The 17,400-nt window shown below is 59.4% G+C and carries 17 protein-coding genes and 1 pseudogene; 10 read left to right on the forward strand and 8 right to left on the reverse strand.

Annotated features, from left to right (window positions below; translation table 11 throughout):
* Positions 1 to 47: 47 nt before the first annotated feature.
* From A2I95_RS03930 to A2I95_RS03945, 4 genes are all read right to left on the reverse strand, one after another.
* Positions 48 to 1,148: an extracellular solute-binding protein gene (locus tag A2I95_RS03930; protein WP_291728060.1), complete on the reverse strand. Its 1,101-nt coding sequence runs from the start codon at positions 1,146 to 1,148 to the stop codon at positions 48 to 50.
* A gap of 77 nt (positions 1,149 to 1,225) precedes the next feature.
* The gene (locus tag A2I95_RS03935; RefSeq protein ID WP_291728062.1) at positions 1,226 to 2,326 is read right to left on the reverse strand and encodes an ABC transporter ATP-binding protein; all 1,101 of its coding nucleotides are present in this window, start codon (positions 2,324 to 2,326) and stop codon (positions 1,226 to 1,228) included.
* A gap of 367 nt (positions 2,327 to 2,693) precedes the next feature.
* On the reverse strand, positions 2,694 to 4,088 hold the full coding sequence (locus A2I95_RS03940; protein ID WP_291728064.1) for an aspartate aminotransferase family protein: 1,395 nt from the start codon (positions 4,086 to 4,088) through the stop codon (positions 2,694 to 2,696).
* A gap of 66 nt (positions 4,089 to 4,154) precedes the next feature.
* Positions 4,155 to 4,841 (reverse strand): GntR family transcriptional regulator, encoded by a 687-nt coding sequence (locus tag A2I95_RS03945; protein ID WP_291728066.1) that lies wholly within the window; start codon positions 4,839 to 4,841, stop codon positions 4,155 to 4,157.
* Between the two features lie 142 nt (positions 4,842 to 4,983).
* On the opposite strand from A2I95_RS03945, the gene A2I95_RS03950 reads away from it, so the two are divergent.
* The 5 genes from A2I95_RS03950 to A2I95_RS03970 all read left to right on the forward strand — a co-directional run bounded on the left by A2I95_RS03950 (position 4,984) and on the right by A2I95_RS03970 (position 10,329).
* Positions 4,984 to 6,072, forward strand: coding sequence for a polyamine ABC transporter substrate-binding protein (locus A2I95_RS03950; RefSeq protein WP_291728068.1), 1,089 nt, complete (start codon positions 4,984 to 4,986; stop codon positions 6,070 to 6,072).
* Between the two features lie 117 nt (positions 6,073 to 6,189).
* Positions 6,190 to 7,317 carry an ABC transporter ATP-binding protein gene (locus tag A2I95_RS03955; RefSeq protein ID WP_291728069.1) on the forward strand — a complete coding sequence of 376 codons (1,128 nt, stop codon included), beginning with the start codon at positions 6,190 to 6,192 and terminating at the stop codon, positions 7,315 to 7,317.
* The gene (locus tag A2I95_RS03960; protein WP_291728071.1) at positions 7,317 to 8,198 is read left to right on the forward strand and encodes an ABC transporter permease subunit; all 882 of its coding nucleotides are present in this window, start codon (positions 7,317 to 7,319) and stop codon (positions 8,196 to 8,198) included. Before A2I95_RS03955 ends, A2I95_RS03960 begins: the two co-directional genes overlap by 1 nt.
* Positions 8,195 to 9,010, forward strand: coding sequence for an ABC transporter permease (locus A2I95_RS03965; protein ID WP_291728073.1), 816 nt, complete (start codon positions 8,195 to 8,197; stop codon positions 9,008 to 9,010). The genes A2I95_RS03960 and A2I95_RS03965 overlap by 4 nt, the downstream gene beginning before the upstream one ends.
* Positions 9,010 to 10,329 (forward strand): FAD-binding oxidoreductase, encoded by a 1,320-nt coding sequence (locus tag A2I95_RS03970; RefSeq protein WP_291728074.1) that lies wholly within the window; start codon positions 9,010 to 9,012, stop codon positions 10,327 to 10,329. Before A2I95_RS03965 ends, A2I95_RS03970 begins: the two co-directional genes overlap by 1 nt.
* On the opposite strand, the gene A2I95_RS03975 is transcribed toward A2I95_RS03970, so the two are convergent.
* From A2I95_RS03975 to A2I95_RS03985, 3 genes are all read right to left on the reverse strand, one after another.
* Positions 10,302 to 11,078 (reverse strand): aminoglycoside phosphotransferase family protein, encoded by a 777-nt coding sequence (locus A2I95_RS03975; RefSeq protein WP_291728199.1) that lies wholly within the window; start codon positions 11,076 to 11,078, stop codon positions 10,302 to 10,304. The genes A2I95_RS03970 and A2I95_RS03975 overlap by 28 nt on opposite strands.
* Before the next feature lie 148 nt (positions 11,079 to 11,226).
* Positions 11,227 to 11,904, reverse strand: coding sequence for a flagellar hook capping FlgD N-terminal domain-containing protein (locus A2I95_RS03980; RefSeq protein ID WP_291728076.1), 678 nt, complete (start codon positions 11,902 to 11,904; stop codon positions 11,227 to 11,229).
* 4 nt (positions 11,905 to 11,908) lie between these two features.
* Positions 11,909 to 13,840 carry a flagellar hook-length control protein FliK gene (locus tag A2I95_RS03985; protein WP_291728078.1) on the reverse strand — a complete coding sequence of 644 codons (1,932 nt, stop codon included), beginning with the start codon at positions 13,838 to 13,840 and terminating at the stop codon, positions 11,909 to 11,911.
* Positions 13,841 to 13,968: 128 nt separating this feature from the next.
* Here A2I95_RS03985 and A2I95_RS03990 point away from each other — a divergent pair, with 128 nt between their 5' ends.
* The 5 genes from A2I95_RS03990 to flbT all read left to right on the forward strand — a co-directional run bounded on the left by A2I95_RS03990 (position 13,969) and on the right by flbT (position 16,505).
* On the forward strand, positions 13,969 to 14,262 hold the full coding sequence (locus tag A2I95_RS03990; RefSeq protein ID WP_084294330.1) for a rod-binding protein: 294 nt from the start codon (positions 13,969 to 13,971) through the stop codon (positions 14,260 to 14,262).
* Positions 14,255 to 14,614 (forward strand): flagellar biosynthesis protein FlgN, encoded by a 360-nt coding sequence (locus tag A2I95_RS03995; RefSeq protein ID WP_291728082.1) that lies wholly within the window; start codon positions 14,255 to 14,257, stop codon positions 14,612 to 14,614. Before A2I95_RS03990 ends, A2I95_RS03995 begins: the two co-directional genes overlap by 8 nt.
* A 203-nt stretch (positions 14,615 to 14,817) precedes the next feature.
* Entirely contained in the window at positions 14,818 to 15,648 is an 831-nt protein-coding gene (locus tag A2I95_RS04000) for a flagellin (protein ID WP_291728084.1), read from the forward strand.
* Between the two features lie 78 nt (positions 15,649 to 15,726).
* Entirely contained in the window at positions 15,727 to 16,098 is a 372-nt protein-coding gene (gene flaF, locus A2I95_RS04005; RefSeq protein ID WP_027257100.1) for a flagellar biosynthesis regulator FlaF, read from the forward strand.
* A gap of 2 nt (positions 16,099 to 16,100) precedes the next feature.
* Positions 16,101 to 16,505, forward strand: coding sequence for a flagellar biosynthesis repressor FlbT (flbT, locus tag A2I95_RS04010; protein WP_291728088.1), 405 nt, complete (start codon positions 16,101 to 16,103; stop codon positions 16,503 to 16,505).
* 53 nt (positions 16,506 to 16,558) lie between these two features.
* On the opposite strand, the pseudogene A2I95_RS04015 reads toward flbT, so the two are convergent.
* Positions 16,559 to 17,342: pseudogene (locus tag A2I95_RS04015) on the reverse strand (transposase); the annotation flags it as partial.
* Positions 17,343 to 17,400 lie beyond the last annotated feature (58 nt).

Raw genomic sequence — 17,400 nt, forward strand, 5'->3', positions numbered from 1 at the left:
GGGCCTGTTTCGTTCAGGCCCCCTGCAGTATCTCGGATACGGTCAGATTACTTGGCCAGCCAAGCCTGGAACTTGCCGTTCAGGTCATCGCGGTTGTCTGCCCACCATTCGTAGTCATAGACATGGACGTTGCCTGCATTGGCCGGATCAGTCGGCATATGCGGGGCCATGTCGATACCCAGTTCAGCGTGCTTGCCAACCAGCGGCGCCGAGGAGGCACGGGCCGGACCATAGGAGATGTAGGCGGCCTGATCGGCCAGACGCTGTGTGTCGGTGGCGAACTTCAGGAAGTCCATCACGCGCGCCTTGCGGTCTGCAGGCAGACCAGCCGGGATAACCCAGCCATCCAGGTCAAAGGACTGCATGTCCCAAAGCATGCCGATCGGCTGACCCTGTTCAGCGATTGCCGAGAACAGGCGGCCGTTGAAGGTCGAGCCCATGACAACTTCGCCGTCGGCCAGCAGCTGCGGAGTTTCCGCACCGGCAGTCCACCAGACCACCTGGTCCTTGATGGTGTCGAGCTTGGCCAACGCACGCTCCACACCTTCGTCGGTGCCCAGAACGTCGTAGATTTCGTCCTTGGCCACGCCATCGCAGTAGAGCGACCATTCCATGTTGTCGATCGGGCGCTTCTGCAGCGAGCGCTTGCCCGGGTACTTTTCGGTATCAAAGATTGCGCAGACAGTTTCCGGCTTGTCGATCAGGTCGGTGCGGTAGCCGAATGTCGTCGAATAGACGATCTGCGGCACAAAGCAGTCGCTGACGATCAGGTCACCGAAGTCTTCGGAAGCTGGGGAGCCATCGGGCGCCGCTGCCAGATCTTCGTCATGGTTGATTTCTTCGGCCAGGCCTTCGTCGCACAGGCGCATGGAGTCGGAGGCAACGGCGTCCACCAAGTCCCAGGTCACATTGCCGGCTTCGTTCATGGCGCGGATCTTGGCCACAGCTTCAGCAGAGCTTTCGTCCCAGATCACCTTAACGCCGGGGTTAGCAGCCAGATAGGGTTCCACATAGGCTTTTTGCTGGCTGGCCTGATAGGCACCGCCCCAGGATACCAGTGTCAGCTCATTGGCCATTTCTTCGGCAAAGGCCGAAGGGGCGCAAAGCGCAGTGGTCACCGCCAGTGCAGACAGTTTGCTGAGTTTCATAGAGAGTCTCTCCTTGTTGAAATTCACAGATGTGAGTTCCCCCGGTCGTTCGTCCGCCGGGGGTTTGCGCGTGCGGATCAGGCGTCCAGCGCGCGGCAGTCTTCCGGCAGCCAGCCGATTTCAATCTGCTGACCGGGCTGAAGACGGACTTGGTCCGGGGCATTTCGGGTCTTGATGATAAACTCATCATTGCCGGCCACCCGCAGACGGGTGCGGAAGATGTCGCCCATATAGATGAACTCCAGCACTTCCGCCTTGAGCGTATGAACACCTTCCTGCAGGCGTTCCTTGTTGTATTCCACCCGCTCGGGGCGGATCGACACGCGGGTGCGCTCGCCGGGACGGGATACGTTGACCGGCTTGCAGTCGATCAGTTCGCCATCATCAAGCTGCACCAGGGCAATGCCGTTGTTGATTTCCTTGACGGTGCCTTCCAGCGTGTTGTTCTCGCCGATGAATTGGGCAACAAAGCTGTTATCCGGGCTTTCATACAACTGGTCCGGCGGCGCGATCTGCTGAATGCGGCCATCGTCGAACACGGCGACACGGTCCGACATTGTCAGTGCTTCGGTCTGGTCGTGGGTCACGTAGACCACGGTGATGCCCAGGCTGTGCGCCAGATGGGTGATTTCGAACTGCATCTTTTCGCGCAGCTGCTTATCAAGCGCGCCCAGCGGCTCGTCCATCAGAACCAGTTCCGGTTCAAACACCAGCGCGCGGGCCAGGGCGACCCGCTGTTGCTGACCGCCAGAAAGCTGCGACGGGCGGCGGCCGCCAAAGGCGCCCATTTCGACCATGTCCAGCGCGCGCTTCACCTTGGCTTCGCGCTCGGATTTGCCCATCTTGCGGACTTCCAGCGGGAACGAGAGGTTTTCCGCAATCGTCATGTGCGGGAACAGCGCATAGTTCTGGAACACCATGCCGATGCCCCGCTTGTGTGGCGGAATGTTGTTGATTGATGTTCCGCCCAGGCGAATGTCGCCATGAGTGGCGGTTTCAAATCCCGCCAGCATCATCAGGCAGGTTGTCTTGCCCGAACCGGACGGGCCAAGCATTGTCAGAAACTCGCCCCTGGGCATGGTGAGGTTGAGGTCTTTGACAACGAGATTTTCGCCATCATAGCTCTTTTGGACGCGTTCGAATTCAACGAACGCATCGACGTTTGACGCATCAGCCAAAGCAGGCTCCCCGTAGTTTTGTCATTCTGGCAGATTTGCTCTGCACTTATTCGAAGTTAATCACACCGAAGCTATCAAGCGCTAGGTATGAAAAAAATATTCTTTCCATGGCGAGTGTACGAAATTCGTACTTCGGCCGCTCCCCAAGAAGAAATGAACACCCTTAGGGAACCCTAGTCCTGATCGGGCATGCAGCATCGGACTTTTTGCGACGCAGTTCGGACATTTTGCGCCGCGCCCTGCAAAACACCAGCCTAAAAACGACCTTTTCAATCCTTCTACCGAAGAAAACGGCCCGGCAACAGTGTTGCCGGGCCGTGATGAGTCGCGGTGGGAACCGGCACCATTGCGGTGCCCGGGAGGAGAATCAGGCGCTGTGCAGCAAGTCCTGCGCCTTCAGTTCCGCATAGCATTCATCCAGGGATTTGGAGGCGCGTTCGATCAGAACGTCGATTTCCGCGGGCGTGATCACAAGCGGCGGCGAAATGATCATCCGGTCCCCGACATGACGCATCACCAGGTTGTTGGCAAAGCAGCGCTCGCGGCAGATATAGCCGACAGTACCCGCCTCCGCGGCAAAACCCGCGCGGGTCTCCTTGTTCGGGGTCAGCGCGATTGAGCCCATCATGCCGGCGATCCTGGCCTCTCCCACCAGCGGATGATCCGCCAGCGCTTCCCATTTTTCTTTGAGGTACGGCGCGGCCACATCGCGCACATGGCCGAGGATGTTCTCCTCCTCCATGATGCGCAGATTTTCCAACGCGACAGCCGCCGCCACCGGATGGCCGGAATAGGTGTAGCCGTGGTTGAACTCATCCCCGGCAATCACTGACGCCACCTCGTCGCTGACAATCGAGCCGCCGATCGGCGAATAACCAGAGCTGAGACCCTTGGCGATCGTCATGATGTCAGGGCGGATGTTCAGGGTCTCGCTGCCAAACCAGTTGCCGGTGCGCCCGAATCCGCAGATTACCTCGTCCGCGATCAGCAGGATTTCATATTTGTCGCAGATGCGCTGGATTTCCGGCCAGTAGCTGTCCGGCGGCACAATCACCCCGCCGGCGCCCTGCACCGGCTCGGCAATAAAGGCGGCAACGCGGTCTTCGCCCAGTTCCAGAATCGCCTCTTCCAGCTCGCGTGCGCGCTGCAGACCGAATTCCTCCGGCGGCATGTCGCCGCCTTCGGCCCACCAATGCGGCTGGTTAATGTGGTGGATATCCGGGATCGGCATGCCGCCCTGGGCGTGCATACCGCTCATCCCGCCCAAGGAGCCGCTGCCGACCGAGGAACCGTGATAAGCATTCTTGCGGCTGATGATGACCGATTTCGTCGGTTTGCCTTTCAGCGCCCAGTAATGGCGCACCATGCGGATGTTGGTGTCGTTGGCCTCGGAGCCGGAACCGGCAAAGAACACATTGTTCAGATCGCCCGGCGCCAGTTCGGCAATCTTGGCGGCCAGCGCAATGGCCGGCACATGGGTGGTCTGGAAGAAGGTGTTGTAATAGGGCAGCTCGCGCATCTGGCGGGCGGCCACCTCGGCCAGCTCATCCCGGCCATAGCCAATGTTGACGCACCACAGGCCCGCCATCGCATCAAGGATCCGGTTCCCCTCGCTGTCGGTCAGATGCACGCCATCGGCGCGGGTAATGATGCGCGCACCCTTCTGCGACAGTTCGCCATTGGCGGTGAACGGGTGCATGTGATGGGCGGCGTCCAGCGCCTGCAGCTCGGCCGTCGGCATGTGATTGGTGATAACGGTCATGGGACTCGCTCCTGAGAATGACTGATTGGCACCAGAATATGATCAAATTCTCAAGTGTCAATCGAATCAGTTCGCGGCCTGCAGCCCCTGAACCACATGCTCCATGCCCTCGCAGACGTCCCGTTCCATCGCCAAAGCGGCCATTTCCGCGTCCTGCCGCCGCAGCGCGTCTAGGATGTCCTTGTGGCGGTCCGGAAAGCTTTGAGTGCCAAGCCGCCCGCTGACCACCCGCAACGAGGGGCCGAAGCGCAGCCACAGCCGGTCGGCAATGTCGCTGAGAATGGGCGCATCCGCATGAGAGTAAAGCGCGGTATGAAAGCTGTAGTTTTGCACCAGATACCCCGCCACATCGCCGGTCGATATGGCCTTGTCCAGCGCAGTATCGATGGCCACCAGCTGCTCAATACTTGTCGCGGCAATGCGCAGAGTCGCACGCCGTGCAAGCTCGCACTCTATTGTTTTTCTGGCAAAAATAAGCTCTTCAAGGTCACCGGGCCCCAACAAGGGCACCGATACGCGGCGGTTGCCCTGGAACACCAGCGCCCCGTCTGAAATCAGCCGCCTGATTGCCTCGCGGACAGGTGTCATGCCGGCCCCCAGCGTTTCCACCAGTCCTTGGATCGTCACCGCCTGCCCGGGCACCAGCTCGCCGAACAGAATCTGCGACCTGAGCGTCTGATAGACGATCTCATGCGCGGGCAGTTTTGCAGGGCTCTCATGCGCCGCAACGGGTGGTGAAGTGGTCTCGGTCACCTGGGGTTTTCCTCCTCGGTTTTGGCCAGCTTGCACCATCCGGAGCCAAGTGAAAACATAAAGAGTATTGCCGAACGCGACAAAACTTGATCAAATCCTTTCACAGCCGGACCCGGAAGCCGGCATGCACAGGGAGAAATTCATGACACTGAAAACGATGACCATGACCGCCGTCGTTGCCCTTGGCACGGCCGCCGCCGCTACTGCGGAAGAGGTGCGCGTCTACAATTGGTCGGATTACATTGATGAAAGCCTGCTGGAGAAATTCGAAGCCGAGACCGGCATCGACCTGATCTATGACGTCTTCGACAGCAACGAGGTTCTGGAGACCAAGATGCTGGCCGGCGGATCGGGCTATGACGTTGTGGTGCCGACCGGTTCCTTCATGGCGCGCCAGATCCAGGCCGGCGCCTTCCAGAAACTGGACGCGTCGAAACTGGCCAACGCCGGCAACATGTGGGACGCGATCGAGGAACGCACCGCCCTTTATGATCCCGGCAATGAGTATTCCATCAACTATATGTGGGGCACCACCGGCATCGGCGTGAACATCGCTAAGGTTAAGGAAGCCCTGGGCGAAGACGCCCCGATCGACTCGCTGGAGCTGGTGTTCAACCCGGCCAACATGGAAAAACTGGCCGGCTGCGGCGTGCATTTCCTGGATGCCCCGGATGAGATGATCCCGGCGGCGCTGAAATACATCGGCGAAGACCCCAACAGTATGGATGCCGATGTGGTCGCCAAGGCCGAGCCGGTGCTGCTGGGCGTGCGCCCCTATATCACCAAGTTCCACAGTTCTGAATACATCAACGCGCTGGCCAACGGCGATATCTGCGTGGCCTTCGGCTGGTCCGGTGACATCCTGCAGGCCCGTGACCGCGCAGCCGAGGCGGAAAACGGCGTCGAGATCGAGTTCAACGCGCCCAAGGAAGGCGCACTGATGTGGTTCGACCAGATGGCAATTCCGGTCGACGCCCCGAACCCCGAAGGCGCCCATAAGTTCCTGAATTTCATCATGGATGCGCACAACATGGCGGCGGCGTCCAACTATGTCTATTATGCCAACGGCAACAAAGCGAGCCAGGAGTTCCTGGAACAGGATGTGATCGGCGATCCGGCGATCTATCCTGGCGCCGAGACCGTCAAGAACCTGTACATCAAGGAAGGCTACCCGCCGAAAGTGCAGCGCAAGGCCACCCGCATGTGGACCAAGGTCAAATCCGGCACCTGATCAGCCGTACCTGACCCGCGGGGCGCATCCGCCGCCCCGCATTTCCTGACGCGCCTGGGTTGCCCCACGCGCGGCCATCCGAGACATTCGCGCGATACTTCGCAGAAGAGGCCCGGCTTGACTGCTTCCGAATTCGAACCCTGGAACGATCCCGAGGCAAAGCCCTTGATCCACTTCCAGAACGTCACCAAACGCTATGGCGAGTTCACCGCCATCGACGACCTGACCATCGGTATCTACGAAAAAGAGTTTTATGCGCTGCTGGGTCCTTCGGGTTGCGGCAAGACCACGCTGATGCGGATGCTGGCCGGGTTTGAAACCCCCTCCGAAGGCACCATCCGTCTTGCCGGGCAGGATATCGCGCCGGTGCCGCCGAACAAACGCGCCGTGAACATGATGTTCCAGTCCTACGCGCTGTTCCCGCATTTGTCGGTCTGGGAAAACATCGCCTTTGGCCTGAAGCGCGAAAAGATGCCCAAGCACGACATCAACGACCGGGTTGACGAAATGCTGCGGCTGACTCGCCTGGAGAAATTTGCCCGCCGCAAGCCACATCAGATTTCCGGCGGCCAGCGGCAACGGGTCGCCCTGGCGCGGTCGCTGGCGAAACATCCGAAACTTCTGCTGCTCGATGAACCGCTGGGCGCGCTCGACAAGAAGCTGCGCCAGGAAACCCAGTTTGAACTGATGGATATTCAGGAGAAGACCGGCACCACATTTGTGATCGTGACCCACGATCAGGAGGAGGCGATGACTGTGGCTTCCCGCGTGGCGGTGATGGATCACGGCAAGATTATCCAGGTGGCCACGCCGGACCGGATCTATGAAAATCCGAATTCCGCCTATGTCGCTGATTTCATTGGAGATGTGAATCTGATTGCAGGCACCGCCAAACCCAATGGCAGCGACACCTATGCATTGTCCTGGCACGAAGGCCATGCACCGCTGACCGTGCAGTCCCCCAATCCGCTGTCGGACGGGCAAAATTGTCAGCTGGCAATTCGGCCGGAAAAGGTCTCGATCAGCGCCGAAAAACCCGAACAGGCGGACAATTCCGTGCAGGGCCGGATCCTCGATATCGCCTATCTCGGCAATCTCTCCACCTACCATGTAGAGCTGCCGACCGGCACTGTGATCAAGGCGCAAACCGCCAATACCCGCCGCATTGCCCGCCGCGCCTATACCTGGGAAGACACTGTCTGGCTGTCATGGACCGCCACGGCAGGCGTTCTGCTGGCAGACTGATGCGCCGCTTTGTCCTGATTGCCATCCCCTATGCCTGGCTGCTGGCGCTGTTCCTGGTGCCCTTTGCCATTGTCCTGAAAATCTCGCTGTCGGATTACGCAATTTCGATCCCGCCCTATGTTCCGCAGTTTGATCCGGAAACCGGTATCGGAGCTCTGATCGACGCATTGGACTTTGAAAATTTCATCTGGCTGACCGAAGATGACCTGTACTGGAAGGCATACCTCAGCTCCCTGAAGATCGCGGTAATCTCAACTTTTTTCACCCTGCTGGCAGGTTACCCGATCGCCTACGCCATGGCACGCGCGCCAGCGGAGTGGCGGCCCACCTTGATGATGCTGGTGATTCTGCCGTTCTGGACGTCGTTCCTGATCCGCGTTTATGCGTGGATGGGGATCCTGTCGAACGAAGGGTTCCTCAACCAGTTCCTCCTGTGGACAGGGCTTATTTCCGAGCCGCTCACGATCCTCAACACCAATACCGCCGTCTATATCGGCATCGTCTACACCTATCTTCCGTTCATGATCCTGCCGGTCTATTCGGCACTGGAACGGCTGGACGGATCGTTGATTGAAGCCGCCGAGGATCTGGGCTGCTCGCGCCTGTCAGCGTTCTGGCTGGTGACAATTCCCTTGTCGAAAACCGGCATCATTGCCGGCAGCTTCCTGGTCTTCATCCCGGTGCTGGGTGAATTTGTCATTCCCTCACTGCTGGGCGGATCGGACACGCTGATGATCGGCAAGGTGCTGTGGGAGGAGTTTTTCTCCAATCGCGACTGGCCGGTGGCATCTGCGGTGGCGGTGGTTCTGCTGCTCCTTCTCGTCATCCCGATTGTGCTGTTCCAGCGCAACCAGCAGAAACAGCAGGAGGCAGAGCAATGAACCGTATGAGCTGGTTTAATGCCGTATCGCTGACCCTTGGCTTTGCATTCCTTTACATCCCAATGGTGATCCTGATCATCTTCAGTTTCAACGAAAGCAAGCTGGTGACTGTCTGGGCCGGGTTTTCGACCAAATGGTATGGCGAACTGATGCAGAACGAGGCGTTTCTGAACGCCGCCTGGGTGACGATCAAGGTCGCCGTGTTCTCCTCTACTATCGCCACAGTGCTGGGCACAATCGCCGCCTATGTAATGGTGCGCGGCGGGCGGTTCATGGGGCGGACGCTGTTTTCCGGCATGATCTATGCACCGCTGGTGATGCCCGAAGTGATCACCGGCCTGTCGCTGCTCCTTTTGTTCATCGGAATCGGACTGGACCGCGGGGTGCTGACCATCGTGCTGGCGCATACCACGTTTTCCATGTGCTATGTCTCGGTGGTAGTCTCTTCGCGGCTGGTGACTTTTGACCGGTCACTTGAGGAAGCCGCGCTAGACCTGGGGTGCTCCCAAGCCGAAGCGTTCCGGCTGGTGACCCTGCCGATCATCGCACCCGCGGTGATATCCGGCTGGCTCTTGGCCTTTACTCTGTCGCTGGATGATCTAGTGATTGCCTCCTTCACCTCCGGCCCCTCGGCCACCACCCTGCCGATCAAGATTTTCTCCGCGGTGCGTCTGGGCGTCAGCCCCGAGATTAACGCGCTGTCGACGATCATGATCAGCATTGTGACCGTTGGAGTCATCACTGCCTCGCTGGTGACCAAACATCAGATGACCCGCCAGAAGCGGGAGGAACAGGCCGCGGAGCGCACCTGATGCGCCGGATTTTTTCCGATTACGCCTACGGTTCCGGCCCCCGCACGAACTGCTGGTGGGACGAAACCATTGCGGCACCGGACTGGCCGGTGCTGCAGGGCGAAGTTTCCGCCGATGTCGCCGTCATCGGCGGCGGGTTCACCGGCATGTCAGCCGCGCTGCATCTGGCAGAAAGCGGCGTGTCCGTTGCGGTATTGGAGGCAGAGACGCCGGGTTGGGGCGCATCAGGGCGCAATGGCGGTTTCTGCTGTTTGGGCGGCTCCAAGCTTTCAGGCGGCACGATGCGGAGGGTCTTTGGCAAATCTGCGGCTGATACGTATCATGCCAGCGAGGAAGCCGCGGTGCATCTGGTGCGGAATCTGCTGCAAACCCATGGCATCAACGCCGACACCCATTCACATGGGGAGACCCAGCTGGCCCACAACGAAAAGGCCGCGCGCCGCCTGCGAGCAGAAGCGGATGCACTGCGTCAAGCGGGAGAGGAACCGGATTTTCTGACCCGCGACCAGCTCGCGGACAAAGGGCTGAATGGCAGCTTCCATGCGGCGCTGACAACACCGGTGGGTTTTGCGCTCAATCCGCGCAAATACCTGTTCGGCCTATCCAAAGCCGCGCAGGATGCCAGTGCCCGAGTATACCAACGCAGCGCGGCGCAGTCGGTACAGCAGGCAGGCAGGGGCTATGTAATAAAGACTATCCAGGGGGTCGTAAGGGCATCCAAGGTCATCATCGCGACCAATGGCTATTCCGCCGAGGACCTGCCCGGCTGGCTCGCAGGGCGGTACATGCCTGCACAATCCACCGTCATGGTGACCCGGCCGCTGACCCGGGCGGAATTGGACGCTCAGGGCTGGTTCTCGCATCAGATGGCCTATGACACCCGCAATCTGCTGCATTATTTCCGGCTGATGCCGGACAACCGGTTTCTGTTCGGAATGCGCGGCGGGTTGCTCGCGTCCCCCCGGGCTGAAGCAGGGATCCGCCGTAAACTGCGGCAGGATTTTGAGGCGATGTTCCCGGCCTGGCATGATGTGGAGACCACGCATTGCTGGTCAGGCATGGTTTGCCTGTCGCGCAACCTAGCCCCCTTCATCGGCCCTGTGCCGGAGCACCCCGGCATGTTTGCAGGGCTGTGCTATCACGGCAATGGCGTGGCGATGGGCAGCTATGCCGGACGGCTCCTGAGCGATCTGGTACGGGGGGCCACCCCCAAGTTGCCCTACTCTCCGGTGGTGCAGAAAATGGCGCGCTTTCCTTTTGGCCGCGCCCGCCGGATGCTGATGCCTCCGGCTTATGCGGTTCTCGGCCTGATGGACTGAAGCGCCGCGCGCTCCAATACCGAAGCCTGCAAGTCCTGCGCGCCCCCGCGTTCGGCCCGCCACTGGCAATAGGCTGCCATGCGCCAGTGGAACCATGGCTTCAGCGCCAAGGCCCGCCCGGCAATCCGCGGATCGGGATAAGCTCGCAAAAAAGCGTCTTCTTCATCCTTGGACAGCGGCGCCCCCCGGTACATCAGCTGCATCGCAGGCGACAGGAACAACGCCAGGTCCTCTGCCGGATCGCCGATTTGCGGGCATTGCCAATCAATCAGCGTCAGCGTGCCATCATGTGCCAGCAGATTGCCAGGCACCGGGTCGCCATGAATCAGCACCAGCTGAGGCAACGGCGGAACCCGGCCCAACGGGCGAAGCGCAGCCAGCTGATCGCGATCGCGGCAGTTTCTCAGAATTTCAACGGTTTGCCGTTCCAGCCCCGCGCTGCCATTCACGCCGCAAGGCAAGCCCGGCGGGGGCGCCAGATCATGCAATCGCCCCAAGAGCTGTGCCACATGGCCAGTGTCCCGCTGCCAGGGGCTGCCGTTGACATGCGCATAACCCAGCCATTTCCTGCCTTCAAATTCACCGGTCTGGACCAGCGGCGGCACCATACCGGTGCCGGACAATGCCGTCAGAACAGAAACTTCGCGGGCAGGATCATTGGCAAACAGCGGGTTGGCACCTTCTGCTGAAAAAAGTTTGATCACCAGCGCGCCGGCCCGCCAGACATGATTTGACCGCCCGCCTGCCAGCCGCCGGGGCGCGGGCACATGCAGACCTAACGCAGACAGATGCGCAAAAAAGCGGAGTTCGAACTGGTCAGGAAGCGGTTGCAGGGCGGTCTCCGATGTTATGCCGCCCTGTTCTTAGACAGTTTTTCTGCCTGCGCATACCACCGGATCAAGCCTCGGGATCGCGCAGCGCGTTCACCGACGAGGCCAGGACCACGGAGCCGCCTTCGGTAATCAATCCCACTTCGCCGCCCTGCATCCGGGTTTCGTTCACCTTGAAATAGATCTCGGCATATTCCTGCAGCAGCAGCTCGTCGCCTTTGCTGCTTTCGATCACAAAGGCGTATTCCCCCGCCTCAAGCGGGTTGCCGTCATCATCCAGACCATTCCATTGATAAGGCTCTGCCGAGACCGGCAGGGCGACGCGCTGCACTTCGGTGCCGTTTGTGTCCTGCACGACCAGCGTCACCGAATCCGCGGCAGCAGCCGGGTTAGGCGCAATAGTAATTTGATTGCTGCCATCAAAGTAACCAGGGGCCACGGCCCGTGCTTCCATGCCGACCCAGCCTGAAAGAGCCGCCATATTGGCCAGGCCAAGCTGTGATTGCAGTCCTTCCAGCAGGTTGTTGCTCTTGGTTTGCTGCTCGACCATAGAGAACTGCGCGAGCTGTGCCGCATATTCGGTGGAATCAATTGGCTCCAGAGGATCCTGATACTTTGCCTGAGCGGTCAGCATCTTCACGAAGGTTTCGAAATCGGATGTCAGGCCGGAAGCCTGCTGCGACGATGGCGTCAGCGGGTTGGATTGCCCTGCGGTGCCGCCGGCGGATGTAACTGCAGTTGTCATCTGTTCAGACCCTCATATCCACACCGGCTGCTCCGAGCCGGAGGTTTTGTATTGCTGCTTCGCCGGCGTCCATTGCATCGGCGCCGCCTGTCTCTGTTGTTCCGCGGGGCAGTCCGGAACCGCCCTCCGCGTCTTCGCCAGGGTGACCCCCGCCGGCCTGTCCGCCGCTGAATTCAAAGGAGATGTCTTCATATCCCATGCGGCGGAATTCCTCCGCAAGTTCATGGATGTGGCGGCGCATCAAATCTCCGGTTTCCGGACGTTCCGTCTGGATGATCATGGTGATGCCTGTTTCGCTGGACACCACGCGCATTTTCACATGGCCCAACTCCTGGGGGTTCAAACTCACCTCAACCTTCTGCTCGCCTTTGGCTGCAAATGCCTCAGCCATCTGGGCCGCAATCATGCGCGGCGCTTCTGGCCGGTGCGCCCCATGTGTGCCAATTGAGGCTTCCGTCAGCAGCTGTGTCAATCCGGGTGCCTCGCTGGACAAGCCCAGCGCTCCTGCCAGCGCCTCATCGGTTCCGAACAACAGCTGTGGTCCTGTTTTTCCAGCAATCATCCCGCCGGCAAGCAGTGGCTGCAGCTGAGCCGCTGACGACTGAAGGACTTGCGGCGCTACAGACAATGTGACCGTCCGGACTTCACTGCCTTTCAACGGATCGGCTAACGGGCGCTCAACTCCGGATGATTCCGCTTTCACCTGCGCTCCATTTCCGTTCGAAACAGATGTGGAAGCCAGGTCACTTTTCTGTGTCAGACTCTTTGCAGCAGTCTGCCCGGCCGCAGCATCCGGATTTTCGTCTTGCGCAACCGGAATACCCGCCTTGGCTAAGGTGTCAGCTTTTCCGCCGACCGATTGAGGCACCGCATGGATATTTAAACTTGAACCAGTCGCGAAGGATATCGACTGCGCCGCGCTAGTTGCTTTTCCCTTATTGCTTTGGCCTGAACTGCCGCTAACCTGTGCCCTTTCCGCCTGAGCCTTTTCGACAGCTGGCGCAGCAGCTTGAGCAGTAGTCTCAAGCGAAACGCGGGCGGTATTTGCCCGGCGATTTCCAGTTTCCCTGGCATCAGCCCTGCGGACGCCTGGTTCAGTACTATCCCCCCGCAGCTTTGTGGCTGCGTTCTCTGGCGCTGCTGCTGAGGTTTCTGCTTCCGCCTGTGTTGCTGATGCAACTGAAGGCTGCGCTTTCTCTGAGTTTCCAACTTCCCCGGCCTTCTCAGCAAGTTGCACGTTGCCTTCAACTGCTGGGCCGTGATGAATAACTGCCCCTGCTTTGAAACCCGCAACCTGATCAGTGGGATTTGCGCTGGAGGCTGCTTTGGACATAGCACCTGGTTGATCGTTTTCCTCGACAGGTGAAACTGCCCCGGGATTAATACCGGTGTCGGCCCCAGAGCCCTTCACAATCGGCAGTCCGCTCCGCTGCTCAGCGGCCCGTGCCTCAACTCTTTCTCCAGCTGCTATACTGACGCCCTGCGGGGACTGAACCTTAGCCTCTGCGGCGTAGGCCTCTTCAGCGGTGGAAGCTCCAGTTTTCTGCAACTCTGAAGCCACTTCCGCATCGGAAAGAATTGCCTCAGCCTTGGAGTGTTTCTGTGCCGATGTATCCTGCCCCACTTCGAAGGGTGTGCCTTGGCTTGCCTGAACCGGTACGCCCTCGGGTACGTCCTGCACAGCCTTAATGCGTGTGCCTTGGCTTTCGTCGCTGTCCTCGGCCGTACTCTCCTGCATCCCGGGTTCAGCTTCGGTCTCAGCCGATTCGCTCTCGGTCGATTGCAGTTCATCCGCCCGTTCACCTGAGCCGGGCTGAACAGACATGAAATCTGAGAAGTCTCTGGAAGTGTTTGATTTTTTACCGTCTTCCGGAGAGGCGGACGGTGGCTTACCAGCAGAGCCGGCTTCCAAGCCAAGGATTGAATTCATATTCATGATCGTTTTCCAGACATTCTATCTCGACCCGGACAGACATACCCCAAAGCGGTTACGGCAATTTTAACCGGTTCCTGCGCAGTCTTAGAAAAATCGATGAAATTCGACTTTCAACCGGAGAACCGGACATGTCAGATCTATTGCCAAACCTGCTTCAGACCGCACCTGCAGCCACCCCGGTGCGCCCCGCAGTCAACGATCCCCTGCGCGAGGCCGCGATTGAGCTCGAAGCCTCCTTCCTTGCAGAAATGCTGAAGTCCGCAGGGCTCGGCGAAGCCAGCGAAGGCTTCGGCGGCGGCGCTGGAGAAGAGCAGTTTTCCAGCTTTCTCATTCGCGAACAAGCCACGCAGATCGCCCGCTCTGGCGGGATCGGTTTGGCTGAATCACTTTATCACGCACTGAAGGAGACCCAAGATGAGTGACCCGAAACCACAGCAGCTCATTGATGAACTTGATCAGATCCTGGACCGCGAGCGCAAGGCACTGATGGCCGGCGACCTTGGCAAGCTGGAAGATCTTCTGGCCAAGAAAGAGAAAGTCATCGGCAAGCTGAATTCCGTGTCAGAGCTTGAGCGCGAGTCGCTCGAGCAAGTCCAGACCAAGGTGTCACGAAACCAGCAGCTTTTGAACAGCGCCAAGGACGGAATACGGGCCGTCGCCGAACGAATGGCCGAGTCGCGCCGCATCCGCAAGGGATTGGATGTCTATGACCAGGCCGGCAAGCGGGCCCGTTATGGCACCCGTGGCGGCGGCAAACTTGAGAAACGGGCCTGAGTGCAATTTTGAGAAAATTCTAAAAATCTCAAATTCCGGCATTAGCACTCCCTTAGCAACTCCTGCGCCAATGTCGCCTTGCACCTTATGAAGGGTGGCGCGGAAGCCGGACGGCGGAACGCACAGTCAGAAAGACGTCACACAGCGCCCCTCGGGGCAAGTAAAATTGGGGCCAAAGCGCCCCGCAGTTAAAGGAAAAAGCTATGACCAGCATTCTGACCAACAACGGCGCAATGGTTGCTCTGCAGACCCTGCAGTCCGTGAACAAAAACCTGGAAGAGACCCAGAACCAGATCTCGACCGGTAAAGAGGTCGGCATGGCCAAGGACAACTCCGCTGTCTGGGCGATCTCCAAAACAATGGAATCCGACATCCAGGCCTATGAAGCCGTAAGCGATGCTCTGAACTTTGGTGAAGCAACCGTTGCCGTCGCCTCGTCTGGCGCGGAGCAGATCGTCGATGTTCTTAAAGAGATGAAAGAACTCATCGTATCTGCAAACTCGCAAAACGTTGATCATGTCAAGATCCAGACCGACATCGTTAAGAAACAAGAGCAGATCACCGCGATTATCGGATCGGCTGAATTCAATGGCGCCAACCTGCTGAACGAATACGTTGACGCTGCTGATACCGAATCTGCCTTGACCGTTCTTGGTAATGTTGACGGCACGACCACGATCAGCGTTGCAGCTGTGGATATGGAAAACGATCTGGATTGGACCACCACTCCTCTGACGCCTATTACAGACGCCGCAACTGCATCCACTGCGCTAGGTGAGATCGACGGTCTGATCGCCGGGGCAATCAACGATGCAGCGGCCCTTGGTGCTGATGCCAAGCGTATCGACGACCAGAACGAGTTTGTATCCAAACTGACCGACTCGCTGAAGTCCGGTGTCAGCACCATGACCGACACCAACATGGAAGAGGCATCTGCCCGCCTGAAGGCGCTGCAGACCCAGCAGCAGCTGGCAGTTCAGTCGCTGACTATCGCGAACTCGGCGCCGTCGACCCTGCAGCAGCTGTTCCGTTAACAGCCCTAACCGGGGCGCTGATGGCGCCCCGGTCTTCCCCTCTCAGAGAACCTGAAGAATAATACGTTAGGAAAACACGTGAATGCCCTTCTGAAGGCGAAGAGTGCCTATTCGGCGGCAAAGGCCCCGACCCGGACAGCAAAGAATTTCGAATATGAAGTGATCGCCCGCGTCACCCGCCGGCTGATCACAGCAGCGCAAAAAGGCCGCAATGAGTTTGCTGAACTTGCAGCAGCATTGAATGACAACCGCAAGCTTTGGTCAATTTTTACCGCTGATCTCGCGTCAAAGGGCAACCCCCTGCCGGATGAACTCAAACTCAGCCTGTTTGAGCTTGCGGAATTCACAAGGCAGCACACCAGCAAAGTGCTTCAGCGCAAGGCCGATGTCCGGCCGCTGGTAGAAATTAATACGGCCATCATGCGTGGCCTCCGTGGCGGAGCTTCCTGAATATGAGCGGACTTGTCCTGAAACTTGCCCCCAAGGAGCGTGTCCTTGTAAATGGCGCGGTGATTGAAAACGGCGACCGCCGCAGCCGCCTGTCCATTGTCACCCCCGATGCCAACATCCTGCGCCTGCGCGATGCGATCCATCCGGAAGAAGCCAATACGCCGGTGCGCCGGGTGTGCTATGCGGCGCAGTTGATCCTGTCCGGCGATGCCGATCCCGAGGAAGAGCACCTGCCAATGCTGCGCCGGATCGAAGAGTTGAGCCAAGTCTTCACCGATCCGGACAGCCGCGCATCCATTGCCGAGGCAACAGATGCTTTGATCGGCAACAACCACTACCGCTGTCTAAAGGCGCTGCGCACCCTGCTGCCGCGCGAAGACCGGCTATTTGCAGTCAGACCGTCCTAATCGCCTGCAACTTCTCCAGCCTGCCACAAGACTTGCGGGCTGGAACATCTTTCAAGCGCATTGCGCATGAAATGCACACGGCAGCGCTGGACGGTCGCTCCAAGCACCTTGGTCGCGGCGGCTTTCAGGCCCTTGTGATCGTCCGTTGCCCGGCAGGCGTATGCGCAGCATGCTGCCGATAAGGGCGATGATCAGGCGTGTGCCGCGCAGGCGGCGATTGGCGAGAGCGGCAGGAACTCGTCCCCAAAGACCTCCGCTTCATAGGGCTGAACAGCGATGCCCAGAACCTCGCGACGGCCAGTATGGCCGCGGCGCTGATGATCCCACCTTGAGGCAGGTGGCATCCAGCCAGAGGGAGGGCCATTCCCCTTCCAAAGGGCGGCTCAGGAAGGCATCGACCCGTTCGTCGATCTCGCCGCAGAGCCGTGAGACCTGACTTTTTGACACGCCGGTCATGCCCATGGCCTTGACCGGATCGTCCACCGAGCGCGTCGAGAGGCCCTGGACATAAGCCTCTTGGATCACCGCCGTCATCGCCTTGTCCGCCGCCCAGCGCGGCTCCGGGAACTCGGGAAAATAGCTGCCCCTGCGCAGCGTCGGGATCTTCACGCCAACCGTCCCGGCGCGTGTCCCCCACGCTCTGGGCCGGTAACCGTTGCGCCGGTTCACCCGGTCGGCACCGCGCTCATGCGCACCGGCGCCGCAGATCTGGCCGGCATCCAGCGCCATGAGACGGCCGGCGACGAACCAGAGCATCCCGGCAAGCAGGTGGGTGTCGGATGTCTCCGGCAAAAGCGCGCGCAAGGCCGCGGTCTTTGACAGGCGGTCCTTGGTCATGGCCGTTCTCCTCGGTCAAAGTCAGGTCGGCAAAAAACCTTAGCCGAAGAACAGCCGT

This window comes from Leisingera sp. F5 (genome assembly GCF_001593695.1).

Coding starts and splice junctions, on each gene's coding strand:
- A2I95_RS03930 (WP_291728060.1), bottom strand. CDS start 1,148: ATGAAACTCAGCAAACTGTCTGCACTGGCGGTGACCACTGCGCTTTGC.
- A2I95_RS03940 (WP_291728064.1), bottom strand. CDS start 4,088: ATGACCGTTATCACCAATCACATGCCGACGGCCGAGCTGCAGGCGCTG.
- A2I95_RS03950 (WP_291728068.1), top strand. CDS start 4,984: ATGACACTGAAAACGATGACCATGACCGCCGTCGTTGCCCTTGGCACG.
- A2I95_RS03960 (WP_291728071.1), top strand. CDS start 7,317: ATGCGCCGCTTTGTCCTGATTGCCATCCCCTATGCCTGGCTGCTGGCG.
- A2I95_RS03965 (WP_291728073.1), top strand. CDS start 8,195: ATGAACCGTATGAGCTGGTTTAATGCCGTATCGCTGACCCTTGGCTTT.
- A2I95_RS03970 (WP_291728074.1), top strand. CDS start 9,010: ATGCGCCGGATTTTTTCCGATTACGCCTACGGTTCCGGCCCCCGCACG.
- A2I95_RS03980 (WP_291728076.1), bottom strand. CDS start 11,904: ATGACAACTGCAGTTACATCCGCCGGCGGCACCGCAGGGCAATCCAAC.
- A2I95_RS03985 (WP_291728078.1), bottom strand. CDS start 13,840: ATGAATATGAATTCAATCCTTGGCTTGGAAGCCGGCTCTGCTGGTAAG.
- A2I95_RS03990 (WP_084294330.1), top strand. CDS start 13,969: ATGTCAGATCTATTGCCAAACCTGCTTCAGACCGCACCTGCAGCCACC.
- A2I95_RS03995 (WP_291728082.1), top strand. CDS start 14,255: ATGAGTGACCCGAAACCACAGCAGCTCATTGATGAACTTGATCAGATC.
- A2I95_RS04000 (WP_291728084.1), top strand. CDS start 14,818: ATGACCAGCATTCTGACCAACAACGGCGCAATGGTTGCTCTGCAGACC.
- flbT (WP_291728088.1), top strand. CDS start 16,101: ATGAGCGGACTTGTCCTGAAACTTGCCCCCAAGGAGCGTGTCCTTGTA.